This is a genomic window from Kribbella sp. NBC_01505, from assembly GCF_045040285.1.
GTDB lineage: Bacteria > Actinomycetota > Actinomycetes > Propionibacteriales > Kribbellaceae > Kribbella.
The window spans coordinates 9,524,140-9,546,780 of sequence record NZ_CP109425.1 but is presented as its reverse complement, the minus strand read 5'-3'; the positions used below and the strand labels follow the sequence as shown (position 1 = coordinate 9,546,780).

The window sequence follows — 22,641 nt, the reverse complement described above, 5'->3', positions numbered from 1 at the left end:
CGATGAGAATCCTGACAGCTGTACTACGAACGATCCGGAACAGCCGGCGGTTGGCGCTCGGACTGGCAGTCCTGCTGGTGATGGTGCTGATCGCGGTGTTCAGTCCGCTGATCGTGAAGGGGATCGGCGGATCGACCGATCCGCTGGAGCTGGCGGCGTACGAGCGCTGGCTGGTGCCGGGGCCAGGGCATCTGCTCGGCACGGATCAGTTCGGGCGGGACGTGCTGGCGATGGTGGTGAGCGCGCTCTCGGTCTCGCTGCAGATCGGGGCGATCGCCGGACTCATCTCGACGGTGGTCGGCGTGATCGTGGCGTTCGTGGCCGGGTACAAGGGCGGCTGGATCGACGGGATCCTGTCGACGTTCACCGGGATCCTGCTGGTGATCCCGACGTTCCCGCTGCTGATCGCGCTCTCGGCGTACGCGAAGAACGTGAGTCTTTTCCAGGTCGGCGTGATGATCTCGATCTTCTCCTGGCCGTTCGCGGCCAAGACGATCCGCTCGCAGGTGCTGAGCCTGCGGTCCCGCCCGTACGTCGATCTGGCGCGGGTCACCAAGGCCCGCGACCTGGAGATCATCACGACCGAACTGCTCCCGAACCTGCTCCCGTTCATCGGGGTCGGTTTCGCGTCGTCGGCGCTGGGTGCGATCTTCGGCCTGGTCGGGCTCGAGGTGATCGGGCTCGGGCCGGGTGGCGTGATCGACCTCGGCCAGATCATCTTCAACGCGATCAACACCGGCGCGCTGACGCTGGGCGCGTGGCCGATGTTCGTGGTGCCGATCGTGTTGCTGACGTTGCTGTTCGCCGCGCTGAACATGGTGAACATCGGGCTCGAAGAGGTCTACAACCCACGGCTGAGGGGAGTGGCCGGTGAGTGAATCGGTGAAGGAATCCGCCAAACACAAAGGCACTTCGGCCGACTCCGATTCGGTGCTGGAGATCAAGGGGCTCGACGTCACTTACTCGACCAACCGTGGCGATGTACAGGCTGTACGGGGGCTGGATCTCGCCGTCCGCCGGGGCGAGATCCTGGGCATCGCGGGGGAGTCGGGCAGCGGCAAGAGCACGCTCGCCGTGGCGCTGCTGCGGTTGCTCAAACCACCGGGCAAGGTGACGGCCGGGTCGGTGATGTTCCACCCGGCCGGCCGCTCTCCGGTCGACCTGCTGAAGGTCGACGGCGAGGAGTTGCGCGTCCTGCGATGGAGCGCTCTCTCGTATCTCCCACAGGGATCCATGAGCTCGCTGAACCCGGTGATGCGGGTGCAGGACCAGTTCAAGGACGTGATCCTGGAGCACGCGCCAACGCGCAAGGATTCACTCGGTGAGCTGATCCCGCGGCTGCTGAGTCAGGTGGGCCTGGAGCCACGGGTCGCCCGGATGTATCCGCACGAGCTGTCCGGCGGGATGAAGCAACGTGTGCTGATGGCGATCGCGGTCGCCCTCGAACCCGACCTGGTGATCGCGGACGAGCCGACCACCGCGCTCGACGTGACGATCCAGCGGGTGATCCTGCAGTCGCTGGCCGATCTCCGGACCGACTTCGGCGTCACGCTGATGGTGATCTCGCACGACATGGGCGTGCACGCGCAACTGGTCGATCGGGTCGCCGTGATGTACGAAGGCCGGCTCGTGGAGGTCGGCGACGTACGGCAGGTGTTCAAGGATCCCCAGGATCCCTACACCCAGCAGCTGATCGAGTCGATTCCCCGCGTCGGAAGGAGGCCGTCATGAAGTCGGAGCTCGAACTCAGGGGCGTGCAGCAACGATTCCACGCCCGTGGGGTCGCGGCCGGCTACATCACCGCTGTCGACGACGTGAGTTTCACGCTCGCGGCCGAGCCGCCGCAGGTCGTCAGCCTGGTGGGGCAGAGCGGAAGCGGGAAGAGCACGATCGCCCGCAACGTCCTCGGGCTGCAGAAGCCGACCGCGGGGAGCGTTCTCTACGGTGGCAAAGACATCTTCAAACTGAGCCGCGCCGAGTACGACCAGTACCGGCGTGATGTGCAGCCCGTGTTCCAGGATCCGTACGCGATCTTCAACCCGTTCTACCGGGTCGATCGTGTGCTCTGGAAAGCGGTGAAGAAGTTCGGCCTGACCAAGAGCCGGTCCAAGGGCCTGCAGCTGATCGAGGAGTCGCTGAGAGCGGTGCGTCTCGAGCCGGAGAACGTTCTCGGGCGTTACCCGCATCAGCTCTCCGGTGGTCAGCGGCAGCGGATCATGCTCGCCCGCGTGCACATGCTGCGGCCGTCGTTCATCATCGCCGACGAACCGGTCTCGATGCTGGATGCCCAGGTGCGCAAGCACTTCCTGGACATCCTGCTCGACTTCCAGCGTGACCACGGGATGACCACGCTCTTCATCACCCACGACCTCTCCACCGTCTACTACCTGGGCGGCGAGGTCATGGTGATCACCAAGGGCGAGATCGTCGAACGCGGACCCGTCTCCACCGTGATGCACGAGCCCGCCCACCCCTACACGAAACTCCTGCTCGACTCCATCCCGCAACCCGACCCCGACGCCCGCTGGACCAACCGCATCACCGTCGACGAACTCGAGGAGCAGGAGCGCGCCGACGCCCAGGCAGGCCCGGCGCCGGAGGCCCCCATCCTCTAAACCGCTTTGGGGCGCGCAACCCACCCCAAAACCGCCGGCACGACTCCCCAAACCGCTTCAGCCAAACCCGAACCCGCGCCTCCCCAAACCGATTTGGGGAAGCGCGCCTGCTCGAATTGGTGGGCAGGGTTCCCCCGCTCTGCGCCGACAGTGGAGATCAGCGGGGCGGGGGTCAGACGGTGCGGATGGCTGGGTCGCTGATGCCGGGCTGGCCGGTTTCTACGTGGCCGGCGAAGCGGCGGAGGTACGACTTGTCGGTCGGGGTGGTGACAGAGACGTCGTACCAGCGGCGGGTGGTGGTGACGAGGTGAGTCGTCTTGCCTGGTTTGAGGTTGAGGGTTTTGGGACGACCGCCGTAGGTGCTGGTGATCGTCACGGTGCGGGCGATGTCGGTGGTGAGGGTGAGCTTGACGTCGCCGGAGCTGGTGTCGCGCGCGGTGACCTCGAGGCCGGTGGCCGGCTTGCCGTTGAAGGTGCGGAGGTAGCCGTTCGCGCTGTGCACGGTTAGGTTGTAGCCGTTGAAGGCGGTGGCGTTCCAGCTGTCGGCGATCGTCTTGCCGGCCTCGGCTGTGTAGGTCCACGGGCCGTCGGTGCGGTTGTAGGCGTTGACGAGGAACTGTGCTCCGGCCTTGGCTCCGGGGGAGAAGGTCACCGTGTAGCGGCCTGCTGCCGAGGCGCCGTCGACGGTCGATGCATAAGGCAACGGCCTGGTACGGCGTGAGCCCCGTTCCTGGGCGGGGAGTTCGCCGAGCGGGGGTGCCGCGGGCACGTAGGTCGGGTGCCGCTCGTTGTCCGGCGGCTCGTAGTCCGACGTGTCGGGGAGCGGAACCTTCTGGCTGTGCGCGGTGTCGAAGTCGAACGCCGACGTCAGGTCACCGCAGATCGCGCGCCGCCACGGCGAGATGTTCGGTTCCTCGACCCCGAACCGCTTCTCCATGAACCGGATGACCGAGGTGTGGTCGAAGACCTCGGAACACGTGTACCCGCCGGTGCTCCACGGCGAGACCACGAACATCGGGACCCGGGGGCCCAGTCCGTACGAGCCCGCGCCGTACCGGCTGTCGCCGGGGAAGTTGTCGGGGGCAACGTTCACGGTGGACAGGCCCTGGTTCGCGTCCTTCGGCGGGAACGGCGGCACGATGTGGTCGAAGAAGCCGTCGTTCTCGTCGTAGGTGATGAAGAGCGCGGTCTTGCTCCACACCTTCGGGTTCGAGGTGAGGGCGTCGAGGACGCGCGAAATGTACCAGGCGCCGTAGTTGGTCGGCCAGTTGGAGTGCTCGCTGAACGCCTCGGGCGCCGCGATCCAGGAGATCTTCGGGAGCTTGTCGGCCTTCACATCCGCGCGCAGCCGGCCGAAGTAGTCCTCGCCGGCCTTGGCGTTCGTACCCGTCCGGGCCTTCTCGTAGAGCGCGTCCCCGGGCTTCGCGTTGCGGTAGTTGTTGAAGTACAGCAACGAGTTGTCGCCGTAGTTGCCGCGGTACGCGTCGTCGATCCAGCCCCAGCCACCCGGCCCGTCCAGGCCGTCGCCGATGTCCTGGTAGACCTTCCACGAAACGCCGGCCTTCTCCAGCCGCTCCGGGTACGTCGTCCAGCCGTAGCCGGCCTCGTCATTGCCGAGCACCGGACCGCCGCCGACCCCGTCGTTACCCGTGTAACCGCTCCACAGGTAGTACCGGTTCGGGTCGGTCGCGCCGATGAACGAGCAGTGGTAGGAGTCGCACAGCGTGAACTTGTCCGCGAGCGCGTAGTGGAACGGCATGTCCTCACGGGTCAGGTACGCCATCGTGGCGACGTGTCCCTTGCCCGGGATCCAGTTGTCGTAGTTGCCGTTGTTGATCGCCGCATGCCCGTCCGGCCAGCTGTGCGGCAGACCGGTCAGGAACTGCAGCCCGAGATCATCCGCATCCGGATGGAACGGCGGCACCTCCTTGCCGGTCTTGTCCCGCTGGTAGAACACGGGCCGCCCGTTCTCCTGGACCACCGGCCGCGGATCCCCGAACCCCCGCACCCCCTTCAGCGTCCCGAAGTAGTGGTCGAACGACCGGTTCTCCTGCATCAGTACGACGATGTGCTCGACGTCGTTGATGTCGCCGTACCGGTGCTGCGCGGGGATCGCGGCGGCCTGCTCGATACTGTTCGCCATCGCGGCGAAACCGGCCGAGGCGCCGGCCAGTTGCAGGAACCTGCGGCGATTGATGTCGGGCATGTGCATCTCCTGTCGGACGGGTGGGGCGGATGGAGTGTCAACCACCAGCACTGCATCGCAGGCACCCTAACCTGAACGATTAACCGACGGAAGATGAACTTTCCTGTTCTTAGGTGAGCAGTTTCAAGCTCTTTTGATCACCACATTGCGAAAGGAAGCTCTCGATGCAGCGTGTTTGGTACGTCGCCTACGGCTCGAACCTCGCCCTCGATCGCTTCCACTGCTACCTGTCCGGCGGTCGCCCGGCCGGCGGAGCCCGCACCTACCCGGGCTGCCGATGTACACCGTCACGCACGGGACGGTCGCCGAGCTTGAACCGGTTGCCCCGGCGGCGTCGTACTTGCGGTGGATCGTTACTGGGCTGCGCGAGGCGCACGGGTGGGACGACGAGCGCGTAGCACGCTACGTCTTGAGCGCCCCGGACGTGCGGGGTGCTTGGAGCTATGAGGCGATGATGGAGTTGCTGGCCGGCTGACGAGAGGTGGAGCGCATGGTGGTCGATGCGTGGATGCAGCATCCGACGAAGCGGATGTTGGAGCAGGACTGGTTGGAGTCGCTGCGGCGGTGGACCGGCGAGGAGCTGTCGGCCGAGGTCCCGTTGGAGCGGACGATCGCGGCGATGGATGCCGGGGGAGTCGATGTCGGACTGATCAGTGCCTGGTATGCGCCGGAGGGCGTGCTGGTCAGCAATGACGAGGTGGCCGGCTTCGTGGCGCAGTACCCGGAGCGGTTGGTGGGCGTGGCCTCGGTCGACCTGCGGCGGCCGATGGACGCCGTACGGGAGTTGCGGCGGGCCGTTCGAGAGCTCGGGTTGCGCGCTCTCCGGGTGGTTCCGTGGTTGTGGGGCCTGCCGCCCAACGACCGGCACTACTACCCCTTGTACGCCGAGTGCGTGGAGCTCGGGATCCCGTTCTGCACGCAGGTCGGGCACACCGGTCCGCTGCGCTCGTCCGAGCCCGGACGGCCGGTCCCGTACCTCGACGAGGTCGCGCTCGACTTCCCGGAGCTGACGATCGTGGGCGGTCACATCGGCTACCCGTGGACGACCGAGATGATCGCGCTCGCCACGAAGTATCCGAACGTCTACATCGACACGTCGGCCTACACCGTCCGCCGCTACCCACCCGAGCTGGTCGCCTACCTACGGACCCACGGCCGCACCAAGGTCCTCTTCGGCACGAACCACCCGATGATCAGCGCCGAGAAAGCGCTCTCTGGACTGGAAACGCTGGACCTCGACGACGAGGCGCGCGAGCTGTTCCTGAACAGCAACGCGCGCCGCGCCTTCGGGTTATGAGCAGCAAGCTGTGACTAGCGCTTGATCGCCACGCAGGTGGCGGTGGCGGTCTTCGAGGGATCGCTCTCCGACTTCGCGGTCAGGGTCACCGTGGCGACCGGGGCGCGGCCGGCCTTGGTGTAGACGGGGACGCTGACTTGCTGGCCGGCGTTCGCGGTGGTGAGGGCGTTGGGGAGGGAGACCTCCCAGTCCTTGCCGTTCACCTTGGCGGACAGGCGGTAGACGTCACCCTTCAGGTACGTCGAGACGTCCTCGGGGTGCGTTGACGCCGAACCGGCCCTGCCGGTGTTGGTGAGCTTGAAGTTGCAGGTCTGCAGACCCGCACGACCCGGTACGGCGACGGTCGGCAGCACGCGGACGCCGCGCTTCTGCGTTCCGGAGCCGTCCAGTGAGCGGATCGCGACCGTGTACGACAGCACGCCGGCCCGGTCCCGCCGGACGTTGGTGATGTAGAAGTGCAGGCGGTTGGCGGTGTCGGTGTACTCGTACTCGCTGCCCGAGTTCGTGCCCGCGTGGAAGAGGGCGTCGGACAGCTGCCGGTAGTCGCCGATCGTGATCGGGACCTTGGTGCCGTCCGGCAGGACGTAGTCGGTCATGTTGATGTCCTGCGGGTTGGCGTCGACCACCCACTCGAACGGCGCCGCGTCCTGGTTCTTGGTCTTGGCCAGCAGAACGCCGGAGTCCGGCGTGAACGAGTCGGTGCCCTGCCGGTCGACGACCTCGACCGTGTAGTTGTTGTACCCGCGGCCGTCGCAGAACGGATCCTTCGACGTGTCACAGGCCGGCGCAAGGTCGCCCGCGCCACCGAGCTGGATATTCACGCCGGACAGTCCATGAGGACCCGGGGCGTTGGTCCGCGCGGTGACGTCCGCGATCACGACTCCGGACGTCGAGAGCGCTTCCCGGGACAGCCGGAGCACGTTCTTCTCGTCGACCATGTTGAGCTTGATCTTGTTGCGCAGCATGTGTTGCGCACCCATCGAGGCCCCACCGGTCGCCGGGATCATCCACCGGCTGTGCGGACCACCGGGCCCGTTGAACGTACCCCGGCTGAGCATCTCCCACGGTCCGCTGTAGTCGCGTCGCGCCGGAATGCCGAACGGGTTGTTGTAGTTGTCGCCGATCCCGAGGATGTGGCTGAACTCGTGCGCGTACACGCTCATCCCGGAGCTCTCGGCCTGGGTCGACGACCCGCCACCGGCGTTCGGCCAGATCGTCGAACCGGACGCCCAGGACGTCCACTCGACGTACCGGGTGTCGGACCAGTTCGGGAGCGCGGGGTCCGGCGGGCCGAACTCGTCGCTGACGTCCTCCTTGGTCGGGAACTTCATCGGCCCGAACTCCTGCCAGGTCGACGACTCGTCCTGACCGGCGCTGAGGAAGAACACGAAGTCGTACCCGGCCGGCACCTGCGTGCCCACGTCGGCGACCCAGGCCGCGCGGCCGTCGGTGCGGATGTTCTTGGTGCAGTCGTCACCGGCCGGGCAGTCCTCCGGCTTCTGCATCTCCATCGCGTACTCGTGCGACTTCCCCGGCATCCGGTACGGCCCGAACGCGGTCAGGTCGACGCCGTACCGGCCGCCGGAGTCTTCCATCCAGTACTCGTGCAGCGTGTGCCCGCGGTTGAGCTCACCGGGTGTGTTCAGCAGGTTCTGGTAGAACTTCCCGACCTGATCACGCGGTACGCCGCTCGCCTCGGCACTCGGGTTGGCGAACACAGTCGAGCCCTTGGGCTTCGTGACGACGAAGTCCGCGTTCGGGTAGTCCAGCAGCACCAGCGCGCCCTTGAAGGTGCGCTGCGACCCTTTGACGTTCGGGTCGGCCCAGTTCGTCCCGGGTGGCTTCTTGTAGTCCGACCACGTCATGTGGTCCGGGTTCTCCCAGTTCTGCGGATCGATGGGTCCCGGCAACCCGTTGGCCGCGGCGGTCGCGATCCGCTTGTCCGTACCGGACTCCTGCCAAGGCTGCTTCTGCGGCCAATGCGGGTACTGCCAGGCATTGGCGGGGTCCGGGGGAGGAGTGGCGCTGGGTGCTGCGAGAGCCAGGCTCGGCACCGAGATGGCAGCCAGTACGGCGACCACCCGGAGGGCGGCTCGATACTTCCGTTGCTCAGACACGGGCGGGCATCCGATCGACGATTTTGGGCGTTCTAACGGGCAGCCATGAGCATGCCTCGTCAACACCCCTGACCACAACAAATGAGATGACTGTATACAGTATGTCGTCGAGTGGTTAGTCTGGCCGGGCATTGGCGGCGTGGGATGGAGGAGCTATGTACACGGTCACCGACCCGGCGACGGGCGTGCTGGTTGCGGAAGTGGCGAACTCGACCGAGGAGGAGGTTCGGACCGCGATCGGGCGGGTGCATGCGGCGTACCCGGACTGGCGGGATCGGCCGGTGGCGGAGCGGGCGGCGATCGTCGACCGGGCCGCGGACCTCTTCGAGGAGCGGGCCGGTGAGCTGGCCGCGATCATGACCCAGGAAATGGGCAAGCGGGTCAACGAGGGGCTCGGCGAGATCGGCATCGTCGTCGACATCTTCCGGTACTACGCGGAGCAGGGGCCGGCGTTGCTCGCGGACGAGCCGCTGGACGTGAAGGGCGGCCGGGCCGTCATCACCAAGGGGCCGATCGGCGCGCTGCTCGGGATCATGCCGTGGAACTTCCCGTGCTACCAGGTGGCGCGGTTCGTGGCGCCGAACCTCGTGCTGGGCAACACGATCCTGCTCAAGCACGCCTCGATCTGCCCGCGGTCGGCGCAGGCGATCGAGGACATCCTGCACGCGGCCGGCGTACCGGCGGATGTGTATGTGAACACGTTCGCGGCGAGCCGGCAGATCCCGGGGATCCTGGCCGACGACCGCATCGTGGGTGTCTCGCTGACCGGCAGTGAGCAGGCCGGGATCTCGGTCGCGGCCGAGGCGGGCAAGAACCTGAAGAAGACCGTGCTCGAGCTCGGTGGATCCGATCCGCTGGTCATCCTCGACACCGTCGACATGGACGAGACGGTCAACGCTACCGCGACCGCGCGGATGCGGAACTGCGGCCAGTCCTGCAACGCGCCGAAGCGGATCATCGTGCTCGCCGACCTGTACGACGAGTACGTCGACCGGCTGAGCAAGCGGGTCGCCGAGTATTACGTGCCCGGCGATCCGTCCGATTCCGAGACCAAGCTGCCACCACTGGCGTCGGTCGCCGCCGCGGACGAGGTCGCCGGCCAGATCGCGCGAGCGGTCGAGCAAGGCGCGACCCTGCGCGCCGGCGGTCGCCGAATCGGACCCGGCGCCTACCTCGAAGCGACCGTGCTGACCGACGTCGAACCCGGCACGGACGCTTACTACGAAGAGATCTTCGGCCCGGTCGCGATCGTCTTCAAGGCAATCGACGACGAGGATGCGATCCGGATCGCCAACGACACCCCCTTCGGTCTCGGCGCCAGCGTCTGGGGCACCGACCCCGACCGCCTGCGTCGCGTCGCGAACCGCATCGACGCCGGAATGGTCTACTTCAACCGCGCCGGCGGTTCCCAGGCCGACCTCCCGTTCGGCGGCATCAAACGCTCCGGCATCGGCCGCGAACTCGGCCCCGCCGGCATCGAGGAGTTCATGAACCACAAGTCGATCAGGCTCTGATGGCAGCTTGGCGCCATTGACGGTCACAGCACGTCACGGTGGGTCAGGCTTTCGGTATGAAGGATGATCGGCTGGCTGTTGCCATCGGGAACGCGTCGCTACTGGGCATCGGCTACCTGCTGTTGCGCCGGTGGCGGCTGGCGATCGCGTCGATGATGATGACGGCTGCGTTGGTGGCGCTGCTGCTGGTGGAGAAGGCTCTGTGGCCCCAGATAGTCATGGCGGTGTGGTGGGTCGCAGTCGTCGTGCACGGCTGGATGTTGGCCGGGAAGCCGGGCCCGAGGCCGGTGGCCGAGCAGCGCGTGATCGCCTTGTGTGTAACGGTTCCGGTCCTGCTGGCCGGGGTGTTCTTCCGGGTCGAAGCGGCCGGCATCCAGAGCGACGTCGCCGAGGCGCGCGAGGCCGGCGACTGCGCGGGCGTCACCGCCGCACAGCAGAAGGCCCGGTACGGCGACCGCGTCGCGGACGGCCCGGGAATCGAGCGGCTCGGGGTCGATGTCGAGGCTTGTGCCGAGCTGCGGCAGATCGCGTCCCGGCTGCAAACCACCTGGAGTGGTGACACCGACACCCTTGCCAAGGAGTTCGAGAAACTCCGCCTGGTGCTCGCGAAGCCTGGGCAGGAGAAGACGGTGGAGAAGGTCCTCGACGAGTACCTCGGCACTGTGACGAAGGGTGGCCCCTGCCCGACCGCGAAGCTCGCCACCTGGTTGCGGAATCGTCCTGAAGGCCACAACGTGCTGGACAAGTCGCGCTCGGTCGGCGACGGTCTCGTGCCCGATGCGCAGTTTGCCTGCGCGCAAACCGAGATCAAAGCGGCCCAGTGGCGCCCGGCGTCGAACCGGCTTCAGGAGTTGATCGGGCAGTACCCCAAGGCCGCGATCAGTCCCAAGGCACGGGTCGCGCTGGCCGCGGTCACGCTGAAGGTGCAGCTGCTCGACCTCCGGGCTCTGATCGAGAACGGCGAGTACTGCACCAATCCGGCCGGGTACAGCGGTGCGCCGCGCTACGGCCCTGGGGTGAACCGTGCGCTGTTCCTCGGCGAGCCGGAGGGTTTCACCAGCCAGCTGCCGACCAAGTGGAAGACCGCCTCGCCGATCGACGCCTCGGTGGTGATCTGCACCGAAGCGCTGGAAGACGGCCCGGCGATCAGGACCTGCCCGTACGTGCGTGAGGGTTACGACTTCAACTTCTACCGCACGTTCCGCAAGGTCGTGGTGCCGGTGAAGATCTACTCGATGCGGTCCGGTCAGCTGGTGAAGTCCGCCAAGGTGGTGATCGACGGTCCGGCCTGCCCTGAGGTCTACACCGACGACTCCGCCCTGCTGCCGATCGCCGGGTCGACGATTTCGACTCCTGTGGAGCCGACCGCGGCGAACATCCGGGTCGCGTTCCAGCCATTGCTGGTCCGGCGCTGAAGGCTTATCGTTTCGCGCACCTAATGTGACCGCCCAATCACTGTGAGGTGCAAAATGCGAGTCCGCCCGCTTTTTCCCGCCCTGCTGGCAATAACCTGCGCGATGGCCGGTGCAACCACGGCCACCGCTGCCTCGCCCTCGACGACCCACCAGGCCGCGATCACCAAGTCCCAGCAGGCCCAGGTGGCCGGCTTCTGGACGCCGGAGCGGATGCGATCCGCCGTACCGATCGACCAGCTACTGACACCGAAGCAGCGGCTCAGCGGCGGCACGGTGGCCGCCGGTCAGCCGACCACAGTCGCGCCGAGCGCCTTCCCGAGTGGCGGCGGCGCGTGGACCAGCGGCGGCAAGATCGTCTCCACCGAAGGTCGCGTGTTCTTCACTTACACCGGCCGTACGGCGTCCTGCAGCGGGACCGCGGTGACGAGCGGCAACAAGAGCACGGTCGTCACGGCCGGGCACTGCGTGAAGCTCGACGGCGCGTTCCACACCAACTGGGTCTTCGTACCCGCCTACAACAACGGCGCGACGCCGTACGGGACGTGGACCGCGAAGAAGACCTACGCGACGCCGCAGTGGGTGGCCAGTGAGGACATCAACTACGACGTCGGTGCCGCGGTTGTGAACCCGCTGAGCGGCGCGAGCCTGACCGATGTGGTCGGCGGCCAGGGCATCGCGTTCAACCAGGCGCGCGGCCAGAACATGTACGCCTTCGGCTACCCGGCAGCGGCGCCGTACGACGGCACCAAGCTCGTGTACTGCAGCGGCAAGGTCTTCAACGCGTTCATCTCCGACGGCATCGGCATGACGTGCGACATGACCGGCGGCGCGAGTGGTGGCGGCTGGTTCCTGCAGTTCAGCGAGTCGACCGGCGTCGGCATCGTCAACTCGGTGAACAGCTACAAGATCAACCTCATCCCGACCTGGATGTTCGGCCCGTACTTCGGCGCCGACGCCCAGAACCTCTACAACACAGCTCAAGCCGGCTGATCCCGGCCCAGATTTCGACGCTGCGCACCAGGTCCGGGACGCGGTACGGCGTCGCGCGGGGTGACCGCGTGACCGGCCGCGCACCGGACCTCGGTGTGCACCAAGGCGCCGCACTCGCGGTGCGTGACCTCGACCGGTGAGCCCTCGGCACCGGTCAGGTGCTTGTCGCCCCAGTCCCGGATCGCGATCAGGACCGGGTAAAGGTCGAGCCCCTTCTCTGTCAGCCGATACTCGAACCGCTGCCGCGCACCCGGCTCCTGGTACGGCGTTCGCCGCAGGATCCCGTGGTCGACCAGCGTGGCGAGCCGGTTCGACAGCACCTGCCGCGGCACGTGCGTACGGGTCCGCATGTCGTCGAACCGCCGGATGCCGTTGAACACCTCGCGCAGTACGACGACCGTCCAGCGCTCGCCGATGATCTCCATCGTGAGCCCGACGGGACAGTTGTCCGTCGACCAGTCCAGCGCGTTGTACATGCCTCCACCCTACTGAGTTCTAGGTCTCGTTGACAGACCCAGGCCCGGCCTGTGAGGCTCAGCGCTATGACCGAGACCCAGGACGGCCCTCGCACGCGCACCTTCAGCTGGCCGGATCCGGCCGAGATCGCCGCCCGGGTCGGGACGACGTCCGGCCTCGAGATGCTGCAGGCGCTGCGCGACGGAGAGATTCCGCCGCCGCCGATCCTGCAGCTGGTCGGTGCGACCGGGATCGAGGTCGAGGAGGGCCAGGTGACGGTGATCATGCCGGTCCAGGAGTACCACTACAACCCGCTCGGCACGGTGCACGGTGGCGTGATCGCGACCCTGCTCGACACCGCCGCGGGCTGCACGGTGCACTCGACGCTGCCGGCCGGCGTCGGCTACACCTCACTCGATCTGAACACGCGCTTCATCAAGCCGGTCACGGTGAAGTCCGGCGAGCTGCGCTGCACCGGTCAGATCATCAGCCGCGGCCGTCGCACCGCCGTCGCTGAGGCCAGGCTGGTGGACGAGCGCGGCACGCTGCTCGCGCACGCCACGTCCACCTGTCTGATCTTCGACCTGCAGACCCTAGGCCAGTAGCTTCTCGACCGCGGCCAGCCGGACGCAGACCGTCAGGCCGGCGACCGCGGTCTCCAGCTCGTCGAGCTCCGGGTACGTCGGTGCGATCCGGATGATGCTGTCCGACGGGTCGTCGCCGTACGGGTGGGTGGCACCGGCCGGGGTGAGCGCGATCCCGGCCGCCTTCGCCTTGGCGACGACGTCCGCGGCGCAACCGTCCGGCACCTGCAGCGTGATGAAGTAGCCGCCGGTCGGTGCGTTCCAGGACGCGAACCCGCTGTCGCCGAGCTCGGCGGTGAGGATCTTGTCGACCGCCTCGAACTTCGGCCGGATCAGCTCGGCCAGCTTGCGCATGTGGTCGGCCAGGCCGGCCTCGTTGCGCAGGAACTCCACGTGCCGAAGCTGGTTGACCTTGTCCGGCCCGATGCTCCGCTTGACCGTGTGGCTCGCCCACCACTTCAGGTTCGCCGGGGAGGCGCCGAAGAACGCGACGCCCGCGCCCGCCAGGGTGATCTTCGAGCTCGACCCGAACACGAAGACGCGATCCGCGTTCCCCGCCTCGGCAGCCAGCGCCAGCACGTCGGCCAGCTCGGCGTGGTCGTCGGTCAGGTGGTGCACGGAGTACGCGTTGTCCCAGAAGATCCGGAAGTCCGGCGCGGCCGTCGTCATCGTGGCGAGCCGGCGAACCGTCTCGTCCGAGTACGTCGTACCGGTCGGGTTGCTGTACTTCGGGACGCACCAGATGCCCTTGATCGAGGCGTCGGCGGCGACCAGCCGCTCGACCTCGTCCATGTCCGGGCCGTCCGGGGTCAGCGCGACCGGGACCATCTTGATCCCGTAGCGCTCGCAGATCCCGAAGTGCCGGTCGTAGCCGGGAACCGGGCAGAGGAAGGTGATCTCGTCCTCGTCGGCCCAGCGGCGCTCGGCGCCCGGCACCTGGCCGAGCAGCGCGAACACGATCGCGTCGTGCATCAGCTCGAGGCTCGAGTTGCCGGCGGCCAGCAGCTGGTCGGCCGGAACCTGCAGGCCGGCGGCGAAGATCGCGCGCAGCTCGGGCAGCCCGTTCAGACCGCCGTAGTTGCGCAGGTCGGTCCCGTCCGCGGCGACCGGTCGCTCGATCGCCCCGAGAATCCCGTCGGCCAGATCGAGCTGCCGCGGCGACGGTTTACCGCGGGTCAGGTCGAGCTTCAGCCCCTTCTCGGCGAGCGCGTCGTACTCCGCCTGGGCGCTGTCCCGCTGCGCCGTCAACTCTTCCACCGTCAAGGCCGAACCACCCACGACATTTCCCTTCGCTGCAATCGTTACGCACAGCTTAGTGCCTGGCGGACGCTCCCCCGCCTACTGCGCGGCACTCGGCACGGCACCTCGCCGCACGTGGGCAAAGCGCACGATGCTCCGCATCGCACACTTCGCCCCCGCACGCCGATGCACCGCACCGAGCACCTGCTCGCTACGGCGCGGGAGCGCCCGCCAGGCACATAGGATCTGAAGCGGAGCTATACCACGGGTCAGCGCCGCCCGCAGTTCGGGAACTTCGGATCCCACGGCGGGCAGGGGATGTGACCGCCGGTCGGCTTCGTGGGCGGTGGGATCACCGGCGGAATGCCTGGGGTGACCGGTGTCGACGGGGGAGTGGTCGGCGGCGGCACCTTGCTGCCGTTCGACAGCCAGAGCGTGACGGTGGCACCGGCCAGCGCGCCGTCCGCGGCCCGCGGGCTGGTGTAGGCCACCGTGCCGGAGACCGCGTCGGAGTCGACCAGGTCGTCGGAGGCGGCCACCTTGAAGCCGAGCGCCAAGAGCTTGGCGGTCGCCTCCTCCGGCGTCATCCCCTTCACCTCCGGCAGGTCCTTCACGTTGCCGCGGATGGTCTTCTCGTCCGGCTGGACGAAATGCGTCGTCGGTACGCCGGCCAGTACCCCGCGCATCGCGGCTTCCCAGATCGGACCCGCCGTACCGGAACCCGAGGCGTCGCTCAGCTTCTTGCCGTTGAAGATCTGACCGATCAGGTTCTTCTGCGGCGGGCTCGCGTCGGCCACCACCGAGGCGGCGGCGTACTTCGACGAGTAGCCGGCGAACCAGACGGCCCGGTTCTCGTCGATCGTTCCGGTCTTGCCGGCCAGGTCGCTCCGGCCGAACTTCAGCTTGCCACCGGTACCGCCCGGCTCCATGACCTGGTGCAGCACGTAGTTGACGCCGTCCGCGACCTGCTGAGCCATCACCGGCTTGCAGCTGCGGCCGGGTGTCGTGATCGTCTTGCCGCGGACGCTGTCGACCGACGTGATCACCAGCGGGTTGCAGAAGGTGCCGCGGGCGGCGAACGTCGCGTACGCGCTGGACAGCATCATCGGCGTGATCAGACCGGCCGAGCCCAGCGTCATCGACGGGACCTGCAGGAGCGGCTCCTCGGTCTGCGCATCGCGCATCCCCATCCTCGAGGAGAGGGTGGCGATCGGGCACAGACCGACCTGCTGGGACAGCTGCAGGAAGTAGGTGTTGGTCGAGGCACGCGCCGCCTCGATCATCGACGGGTCGGGCACGGTCTTGGTCGAGTTCTTCGGCACGTAGTGCGGATCGGACGTGACGCCCGTGCAGGTCTTGAAGTCCTGCCCGCTGAGGTCGAGGATCTGCGGCGAGTTGATCCGGTAGTTGAGCGGGACGCCCTTCTGGATCGCGGCGGCGATGGTGAACGCCTTCATCGTCGACCCGTTCTGGAACCCGCCGAACCCACCGGGGTAGGACTTCTCGACGTTGTAGTTGTACGACGTCTGGTTCTTCTTGAACCCGTACGGCTTGCTCTGCGCCATCGCCTTCACCAGGCCGGTGCCCGGCTCGACGACGGTGATCGCCGCGACCGCGGCGTCGGTCGGCTTCGAGTGCTCGTCGATCGACTTCTGCGCCGCCGCCTGCATCTTCGGGTCGAGCGACGTCCGGATCGTCAGCCCCGCGGTCTGGATGTAGTTCTCCCGGTCCTCCTTGGACTTGCCGAAGACCGTGTTGTCCTTCAGCTTCGCCACGACGTAGTCGCAGAAGAACGGATACTTCGAGTTCGCGCAGCCGTTCGGCACGACCTGGACCTTGCGGGGGTCGATGACCGCCGTCCGCATCGCGGCCCGGGCATCCTTCTCGGCGATGATGCCGAGGTCGCGCATCCGGGCCAGTACGGTGTCGCGCCGGTCCTTGGCCTTCTTCGGGTTGTCGGTCGGGTCGTAGCCGACCGGGTTCTTCACCAGGCCGGCCAGGAGCGCGGCTTGCGGCAGGGTCAGCTTGGACGCCGGTACCCCGAAGTAATGCTTGGCCGCGGCCTCGACGCCGTACGAGCGGCCGCCGAAGAAGGCGAGGTTCAGGTAGCGGTGCAGGATCTCTTCCTTGGCCACCTTCTGCTCGACCGCGATCGCGTAGCGCAGTTCGGCGATCTTGCGCTCGTAGGAGTCGGCGGTGGCCGCCGCGCGCTCCTCGGGCGTCTTCGCCTTCGCGACCAGGCTGAGCTTGACGTACTGCTGGGTGATGCTGGAGCCGCCCTGCGAGACCCCGCCGCCCGACTGGTTGCGCAGCAGCGCGCGCAGCGTGCCCTTGGCGTCCAGCGCGCCGTGCTCGTAGAACCGGTCGTCCTCGATCGCCACGATCGCCTTCAGCATGATCGGGTTGATCGCCTTCAACGGGACCTCGGTCCGGTTCTCCTTGTAGAGAGTCGCGATCAGCGAGCCGTCCGTCGCCTGGATGACCGTCTTCTGCTGCGACGGCGGGATCTCCAGGTCCTGCGGGAGGAACTGGACGGTGTTGTACGCCGCCTCCGTGGTCACGCCGGCCAGACCGGCCAGCGGGAGCGCCAGACCGGCCAGGAGAGCGCCGGACAGCGTGCTCACCAAGAGGAAGAGGAGCACCGACCGGAAAGCGTTCGGGCGGGCCGGCTCACTTCTGTGCATGGTCCGGCACAGTACGGCAGCAGCAGGGCCTTCGGGAGGCTTGGGATCACAGAATTAACACATTCGACCCACGATTTCACCCTCCGTGGTCGCGCTCTCACTCCGCGCTCGGTGCCGTACCTGGCCAAGGACCGGCTGTCCTTGGCCAGGTACGGCCGACCGGATTCAGTGCCGCAGTACGGCGGGGAGGTCGCCGTCGGCCAGTACGCCGAGGCGCTTGGTGGCGCGGGTGATGGCGACGTACAGGTCGGAGAGGCCGCGGGGGGACTCGGCGATGATGCCGGCCGGATCGGCGATCAGGACCGCGTCGAACTCGAGGCCTTTCGACTGGGTGACGTCAAGCAGGGCTACCGGTGCGTCGAGGACCGCCGGGTCATTGCTATAGGCAACATCTTCCAGTACGGCGGCCAGTTCGGCGTACCGGGGTGACGGCACGAGCACGACGAGCCGACCGTCGCCGACCGCCTCCCGCTCGGTCTTGATCGCGGATGCGAGGGCGTCGGCGAACTCATCCGACGGTACGGCGCGGATCCACGGCTCGTCGTCACCTTCGCGGACCGAGACCGGTGGTTGCAGGCTGGGGTCGATGGCCTTCAGCACGTCGGCCGCGACCGTCATGATCTCGGTCGGCGTGCGGTAGTTGACGGTCAGCTCGGCGCTGCGCCAGCGGCGTGGTGCGTACCGCTCGAGCAGATCGGACCACGACTTCACGCCGGCGTCCGTCCCGGTCTGGGCGATGTCGCCGACCAGCGTCATCGACCGTCGTGGGCAACGACGCATCAGCAGTCGCCAGTCCATCGCCGACAACTCCTGCGCCTCGTCGACGATCAGGTGGCCGAAGACCCAGCTGCGATCGGCCGACGCGCGCTCGGACACCGTGCCCGGGTTCCTGATCAGCTCGTTCCGATGGTGCGCGAGGTCAGCGAACTGCTCGATCTCCCATGGCATGACGACGATGTTGGTCGCCTCCAGCTGGACCTGGACGACCTCTCGCATGTACTTCCAGCTGTCCTCGGCCTCCGCTGCCGCTGCCGCCGCCTGTTGTCTCCTGGCAGCGACGGCCGAGTCGAGTTCCCCGATCAGCTCGGCCGCCTCATCGAGCAGCGGTACGTCGGACGCTGTCCAGGGCGCGTCGATCGGCCGGATGAGCGCGGCCCGGTCGTCCTCGCTCAGCTGCGGCGCCGCGGCGGCCAGACGCTCGGCCGACGAGAACAGCACGCTGATCAGCAGTTGCGGGGTGAGCTCCGGCCAGAGGTGGTCGAGTACCCCTTGCACACGGTCGTCCTCGGCCAGTTCCTTGCGGATGTCCTCGATATCCTCCTCACCGACGTACTGCCTGCCGATCTTGTCCACGACCTGATCGGTGAGCACCTTCAGGATCCGGCGGACGAAGATCTTGCGGGCCGGGTTGTGCGGCTCGTCGGCCTCGAGCGCCTTCTCCTTCGCCTTCCGTACCGCACCTGGCCGCAGTACAAGCTCGTGCTGATCGACCTTGAATTCAAGGGCCGCGTCTGGCACCCGCTGGAAGTTCGCCACCGCTTTTGCGAGGACGTCGACCATTGCGAGGTCGCCCTTCACCCGCGCCGCGGCTGCTTGTTCGGTCGCGGTCGCCTCCACTCCGGGGTAGAGCTCGCCGACCGTCGCAAGCACGACATCGGTCTCACCCAACGACGGCAGCACCTGGTCGATGTAGCGCAGGAACGTGGTGTTGGGCCCGACCACCAGTACGCCGGTCCGCGACAGCTGCTCGCGGTGCGTGTAGAGCAGGTACGCCGCGCGGTGCAACGCGACGACTGTCTTGCCGGTACCGGGGCCGCCCTGAACGACCAGGACACCCGGCAGCTCAGAGCGGATGATCTCGTCCTGCTCGGTCTGGATGGTCGCGACGATCTCGTTCATCCGGCCGGTCCGGCTCGCGCCGAGCGACGACATCAACGCGGCCTCGCCGATCAGCGTGCTGCGATCGCTGTCCTGCAAGGCGTCGAGATCGAGTACGTCGTCGTCCACGCCCACCACGGTCCGCCCGCTCAACCGGATGTGCCGGCGCCGCGTGACGCCGAGCGGCGCGGCCGGCGTGGCGCGGTAGAACGACTGCGCGAGCGGCGTCCGCCAGTCGATCAGCAGCGGATCGTACTCCTCGTCGAACAGCCCGATCCGGCCGATGTGGAACCGCTCGCCGCCGGTCTCGTCGATCCGCCCGAAACACAATCCACGCTCCACCGACGACAGTTGCGCGAATCGGCCGGAGAACAGATTGGTGAAGGATTCGCGTTCACTGAATCCCTGCAGATTGTCGACGGTGTTCTCACCCTGAACCCGCTGCAGCTCACCCTGTGCCCTTTCGCGCAACACGTCGAGCCGTTCGTACATGATCGCCACATGCCCTTGTTCTTCAGCCACCTGCTGTGCCAGCAACTCGTCGGTCACCGTGCCCCCCGATCGTTCTTCCTGAGATTTGACTTGATGGGTGCCGAATTGTCTGATAATCTGGTCTTAGTTGCCCCACCAGGGCAACTTTTTTCGTTTCAGACAGAAACACCCAACGGTATCTATTCCCGGGGTCTTTCGCAAGCAATTCACGCGCCATCCGCCAGCGCCGCTCGTCTGCGGTGGGTGATCCACTGTTCGAGCCAGGAACCCCGCCTTCCTGAATGTGCTCGTCCCGTCCGTCCGCTCGGATTCGGCCGATCTTGTACACGGTGGCTGGTCGCCGCTGCGGCCGGTTTTACTGAAGCGGTGTGGCTGGGGTGGTCTGTGGCTGGGCGGGATGGTGCGGCCGGTGGCCGCGTGCCGGTTGCTTGAGCTTCTGGGCTTTGGTTGCGGCCGGCGGTGAGGAGGCCTGTTGGGTGGCCCGTTTGCGGTGGTTTTTGGCGGTTTGCGGGGATCTACTGTCTCTGAGCGGCAGTAGGTCCCCGCAGAGGCGCGATGTGCGGGCGTGTCTGTCGGTTCACGGAGTTCTACTGTCAGGGAGCGGCAGTAGGCATCCGTGAATCGCGCAACCGGCACCTTCCAGACGACCTCAACTCGCTGGCCGCATCCGAACCGGGCCGAAGCTCGCCTTTGTGGCGTGCTGCTGCCACTCAGTGGCAGTAGGACTCCACAAAGATGTAACGAGGCGGCTGGTCGCGGTTTGTGCGTGTTCGCGGGGTGTTGGTGTGCCCCGATTCGCGCCGTACCGGACAGGCCGGATACGTAGCCGGTGGCTGGTCGTGGCGGCGGCCGATTTGCTGAAGTGCTAGGTGGGCGTGGTCTGTGGTTGAGGGGGATGGCGAGGCCGGTGACCACAGTTCGGTTGCTTGAGCTTCCGGGCTTGGGTTGTGGTCCCGGAAAACGAGGGGATCTCCCCGCAAGTTGCTGGTTCTCCCCTCAATATTTGAGCAGAGAAGGGCCCATTTGAACGGATATCCAGCGAAATTCCGCAGGCGAGGCAGGCGACCCGAACCCCAGTGGTCAACCACGGCGGCGAGTCAGCTGACAGGCCTCCTGATCGTCGGGAGCAACCACCGCGACGGGCCAGCTGCCAAGCCTCCTGATCGTTGGGAGCAACCACAGCCCGGAAGCTCAAGCAACCGCAACCGTGGTCACCGACCGCTCCATCCCCCTCAGCCGAAGACCACCCCAGCCACCCGTCTCAGTCAAACCGGCCGCAGCGGCGACCAGCCACCGACCACCCCACCGGCCGAATCCGAGCGGCGGGATCGGACGAGCACATCCGGGAAGGCGGGGTTCCTGTCCAGGCAAAGTGCTCAGCCACCGCGGCCGATCACCTGCCGCGATCTCGCTCCCCCAAACCGGCTTGGCGAAGAGCAGCCGCCAAATCGCAACAGCCTCTGAGCGGCAGTAGATCCCCGCAGAGGTGCGATTCGCGGGCCTATCAGCAGGTTCACGGAGGCCTGCTGCCACGGAGCGGCAGTAGATCCCCGCAGAGGCGCGATGAACGGGCCTATCGGCAGGTTCACGGAGGCCTGCTGCCACGGAGCGGCAGTAGATCCCCGCAGAGGCGCGATGAACGGGCCTATCGGCAGGTTCACGGAGGCCTACTGCCACGGAGCGGCAGTAGGCATCCGTGGATCTCGCATCGGGCACCTTTCAGGCAAGGCAACTCACTGGCGGCAACCGAAGCCCAGGCGACGGGCACGCGATTGCCGACCTCGTCACCCACCTCAGCCGAAGGCCGGAAGCCCAGGCGGAGGGGAGGCGATCGCCGGCCTCGCCATCCACCTCAGCCACAGGATCGGCCAGCCGTCCGTGTCGTTAGCGTCGGCCGCGGCGGCGAGCAACCACCGGGTACTGGTCCGGCCGCAGGCAACTGAGCGGGAGCTCGTCTTTGTGGAGTCCTGCTGCCACCCAGCGGCAGTAGGACTCCACAAAGACGGGGGTTAGGCGGGGTGGGTGGCTGAGTTTCGGGTGATGAGGGTGGTGGCTAGTTCTACGTGGTGGGAGTCGATGGTCTCGCCGGCGGCCAGGCGCAGGGCGGTGCGGAGGGCTACGGCGCCCATTTCGCGGAGGGGTTGTTTGACGGTGGTGAGTGGGGGCGAGGCGAGGCGGGCGACCTGGGTGTCGTCGAAGCCGACGACGCTGAGGTCTTCGGGGATGCGGAGGCCGCGGGATCGGGCTGCCTCCATCACGCCGAGGGCTGATTCGTCGCTGCCGGCGAAGATCGCGGTGGGGCGGTCGGGCAGGTCGAGCAGGACGGATCCGCCGGCCACGCCGTCGTCGTACAGGAAGTCGCGTTGCCAGACGTAGTGCTTCGGGACGGTGGCGCCGGCGGCTTCCATCGCGTTGCGGAAGCCGCTCATCCTTGCCTGGTTGCAGCCTGAGGTGGGCGGGCCGCCGAGGTAGGCGATCCGCCGGTGACCGAGGCCGAGCAGGTACTGCGTCGCGGCCATTCCGCCGGCGAAGTTCGTCGAGCCGACGCTCGTCACGTCCGGCTCGGGGATGTTCGCCGGATCGATGACCACCAACGGCAATCGGGCTCGCGAGAGTGCGGCGAGGTCGGCGTCGGTGAGCTCGCTGGTGATGCCGATCGCGGCCCGGCGTCCGCCTGCGATCAGCTCTCGGATCCAGCGGCTCGCGCGGTCCGTGACGCTGGACTCGTGCCGCGGGTGTGCGTTCAGTACGACGTCGACGCCGCCCGCCTGACCGGCCTCGACGACACCCTGGATGATCTCGACCGAGTAGTTGTTCAAGGCCCCTTGGTAGAAGAGCTCGACCGAGTCACGGACGACGGTCTCCGGGCGGCGGCCGACGTACCCGTGCTGGTTGAGGAGGTCCTGCACCCGCGCGCGGGTCGCCGACGAGACGTCGCTGCGGCCGTTGAGGACCTTGGAGACGGTCGCGATCGAGACCCCGGCGGTCTTGGCGACGGTGGACAGCGTCACCGCGGTCTTCGGACGTGGCATCTCGTTCCTCCTCGTGAACCAGCGGCGTAATTATCGAAAAATTTCGAAGGCTCTGACAAGCCTTGACAGGTGTTTCTTCGAAATCTACGTTACGAAACACCTTCAGGGAGACGGAGATCACA

At 67.1% G+C, this 22,641-nt stretch carries 16 protein-coding genes; 9 read left to right on the top strand and 7 right to left on the bottom strand.

What is annotated here, in order from left to right:
* Positions 1 to 2 precede the first annotated feature (2 nt).
* Genes OG474_RS44425 through OG474_RS44415 form a run of 3 tightly spaced genes read left to right on the top strand, consistent with a single transcriptional unit; the run spans position 3 to position 2,615 of the window.
* Positions 3 to 878, top strand: a complete 876-nt coding sequence (locus OG474_RS44425) for an ABC transporter permease (RefSeq protein WP_405059729.1) — start codon at positions 3 to 5, stop codon at positions 876 to 878.
* Complete coding sequence (locus OG474_RS44420) at positions 871 to 1,731, top strand: ABC transporter ATP-binding protein (RefSeq protein ID WP_405059728.1); 861 nt, start codon at positions 871 to 873, stop codon at positions 1,729 to 1,731. Before OG474_RS44425 ends, OG474_RS44420 begins: the two co-directional genes overlap by 8 nt.
* Positions 1,728 to 2,615 (top strand): ABC transporter ATP-binding protein, encoded by an 888-nt coding sequence (locus OG474_RS44415; protein ID WP_405059727.1) that lies wholly within the window; start codon positions 1,728 to 1,730, stop codon positions 2,613 to 2,615. Before OG474_RS44420 ends, OG474_RS44415 begins: the two co-directional genes overlap by 4 nt.
* A 172-nt stretch (positions 2,616 to 2,787) precedes the next feature.
* On the opposite strand, the gene OG474_RS44410 is transcribed toward OG474_RS44415, so the two are convergent.
* Positions 2,788 to 4,821, bottom strand: coding sequence for a phosphocholine-specific phospholipase C (locus OG474_RS44410; RefSeq protein ID WP_405059726.1), 2,034 nt, complete (start codon positions 4,819 to 4,821; stop codon positions 2,788 to 2,790).
* Between the two features lie 277 nt (positions 4,822 to 5,098).
* Between OG474_RS44410 and OG474_RS44405 the strand changes: the two genes are divergently transcribed.
* Both OG474_RS44405 and OG474_RS44400 read left to right on the top strand, forming a co-directional pair.
* Entirely contained in the window at positions 5,099 to 5,296 is a 198-nt protein-coding gene (locus tag OG474_RS44405) for a hypothetical protein (RefSeq protein ID WP_405059725.1), read from the top strand.
* Between the two features lie 15 nt (positions 5,297 to 5,311).
* Positions 5,312 to 6,118, top strand: coding sequence for an amidohydrolase family protein (locus OG474_RS44400; RefSeq protein ID WP_405059724.1), 807 nt, complete (start codon positions 5,312 to 5,314; stop codon positions 6,116 to 6,118).
* 14 nt (positions 6,119 to 6,132) lie between these two features.
* Here the strand turns inward: OG474_RS44400 and OG474_RS44395 are convergent, their stop codons facing one another.
* Positions 6,133 to 8,235: a M6 family metalloprotease domain-containing protein gene (locus tag OG474_RS44395; protein WP_405059723.1), complete on the bottom strand. Its 2,103-nt coding sequence runs from the start codon at positions 8,233 to 8,235 to the stop codon at positions 6,133 to 6,135.
* A 155-nt stretch (positions 8,236 to 8,390) separates the two neighbouring features.
* Here OG474_RS44395 and OG474_RS44390 point away from each other — a divergent pair, with 155 nt between their 5' ends.
* From OG474_RS44390 to OG474_RS44380, 3 genes are all read left to right on the top strand, one after another.
* Complete coding sequence (locus OG474_RS44390; RefSeq protein WP_405059722.1) at positions 8,391 to 9,749, top strand: NAD-dependent succinate-semialdehyde dehydrogenase; 1,359 nt, start codon at positions 8,391 to 8,393, stop codon at positions 9,747 to 9,749.
* A 56-nt stretch (positions 9,750 to 9,805) separates the two neighbouring features.
* Positions 9,806 to 11,164 carry a hypothetical protein gene (locus tag OG474_RS44385; RefSeq protein ID WP_405059721.1) on the top strand — a complete coding sequence of 453 codons (1,359 nt, stop codon included), beginning with the start codon at positions 9,806 to 9,808 and terminating at the stop codon, positions 11,162 to 11,164.
* Positions 11,165 to 11,266: 102 nt separating this feature from the next.
* Complete coding sequence (locus OG474_RS44380) at positions 11,267 to 12,154, top strand: trypsin-like serine peptidase (protein WP_405059720.1); 888 nt, start codon at positions 11,267 to 11,269, stop codon at positions 12,152 to 12,154.
* On the opposite strand, the gene OG474_RS44375 is transcribed toward OG474_RS44380, so the two are convergent.
* Positions 12,142 to 12,630, bottom strand: a complete 489-nt coding sequence (locus OG474_RS44375; RefSeq protein ID WP_405059719.1) for a winged helix-turn-helix transcriptional regulator — start codon at positions 12,628 to 12,630, stop codon at positions 12,142 to 12,144. The genes OG474_RS44380 and OG474_RS44375 overlap by 13 nt on opposite strands.
* A 66-nt stretch (positions 12,631 to 12,696) precedes the next feature.
* Here OG474_RS44375 and OG474_RS44370 point away from each other — a divergent pair, with 66 nt between their 5' ends.
* Positions 12,697 to 13,215 (top strand): PaaI family thioesterase, encoded by a 519-nt coding sequence (locus OG474_RS44370; RefSeq protein WP_405059718.1) that lies wholly within the window; start codon positions 12,697 to 12,699, stop codon positions 13,213 to 13,215.
* On the opposite strand, the gene OG474_RS44365 is transcribed toward OG474_RS44370, so the two are convergent.
* The 4 genes from OG474_RS44365 to OG474_RS44350 form a co-directional block, all read right to left on the bottom strand.
* Positions 13,204 to 14,457 (bottom strand): aminotransferase class I/II-fold pyridoxal phosphate-dependent enzyme, encoded by a 1,254-nt coding sequence (locus tag OG474_RS44365; RefSeq protein ID WP_405059717.1) that lies wholly within the window; start codon positions 14,455 to 14,457, stop codon positions 13,204 to 13,206. The two genes, OG474_RS44370 and OG474_RS44365, sit on opposite strands and share 12 nt — an antisense overlap.
* 245 nt (positions 14,458 to 14,702) lie before the next feature.
* Complete coding sequence (locus OG474_RS44360; protein ID WP_405059716.1) at positions 14,703 to 17,117, bottom strand: penicillin-binding protein; 2,415 nt, start codon at positions 17,115 to 17,117, stop codon at positions 14,703 to 14,705.
* A 165-nt stretch (positions 17,118 to 17,282) separates the two neighbouring features.
* The gene (locus tag OG474_RS44355; RefSeq protein ID WP_405059715.1) at positions 17,283 to 19,544 is read right to left on the bottom strand and encodes a HelD family protein; all 2,262 of its coding nucleotides are present in this window, start codon (positions 19,542 to 19,544) and stop codon (positions 17,283 to 17,285) included.
* A gap of 1,952 nt (positions 19,545 to 21,496) precedes the next feature.
* Positions 21,497 to 22,519, bottom strand: a complete 1,023-nt coding sequence (locus OG474_RS44350; protein ID WP_405059714.1) for a LacI family DNA-binding transcriptional regulator — start codon at positions 22,517 to 22,519, stop codon at positions 21,497 to 21,499.
* Positions 22,520 to 22,641: the final 122 nt, after the last annotated feature.

Coding starts and splice junctions, on each gene's coding strand:
- OG474_RS44410 (WP_405059726.1), bottom strand. CDS start 4,821: ATGCCCGACATCAATCGCCGCAGGTTCCTGCAACTGGCCGGCGCCTCG.
- OG474_RS44415 (WP_405059727.1), top strand. CDS start 1,728: ATGAAGTCGGAGCTCGAACTCAGGGGCGTGCAGCAACGATTCCACGCC.
- OG474_RS44375 (WP_405059719.1), bottom strand. CDS start 12,630: ATGTACAACGCGCTGGACTGGTCGACGGACAACTGTCCCGTCGGGCTC.
- OG474_RS44370 (WP_405059718.1), top strand. CDS start 12,697: ATGACCGAGACCCAGGACGGCCCTCGCACGCGCACCTTCAGCTGGCCG.
- OG474_RS44405 (WP_405059725.1), top strand. CDS start 5,099: ATGTACACCGTCACGCACGGGACGGTCGCCGAGCTTGAACCGGTTGCC.
- OG474_RS44360 (WP_405059716.1), bottom strand. CDS start 17,117: ATGCACAGAAGTGAGCCGGCCCGCCCGAACGCTTTCCGGTCGGTGCTC.
- OG474_RS44390 (WP_405059722.1), top strand. CDS start 8,391: ATGTACACGGTCACCGACCCGGCGACGGGCGTGCTGGTTGCGGAAGTG.
- OG474_RS44425 (WP_405059729.1), top strand. CDS start 3: ATGAGAATCCTGACAGCTGTACTACGAACGATCCGGAACAGCCGGCGG.
- OG474_RS44400 (WP_405059724.1), top strand. CDS start 5,312: ATGGTGGTCGATGCGTGGATGCAGCATCCGACGAAGCGGATGTTGGAG.
- OG474_RS44385 (WP_405059721.1), top strand. CDS start 9,806: ATGAAGGATGATCGGCTGGCTGTTGCCATCGGGAACGCGTCGCTACTG.
- OG474_RS44350 (WP_405059714.1), bottom strand. CDS start 22,519: ATGCCACGTCCGAAGACCGCGGTGACGCTGTCCACCGTCGCCAAGACC.
- OG474_RS44380 (WP_405059720.1), top strand. CDS start 11,267: ATGGCCGGTGCAACCACGGCCACCGCTGCCTCGCCCTCGACGACCCAC.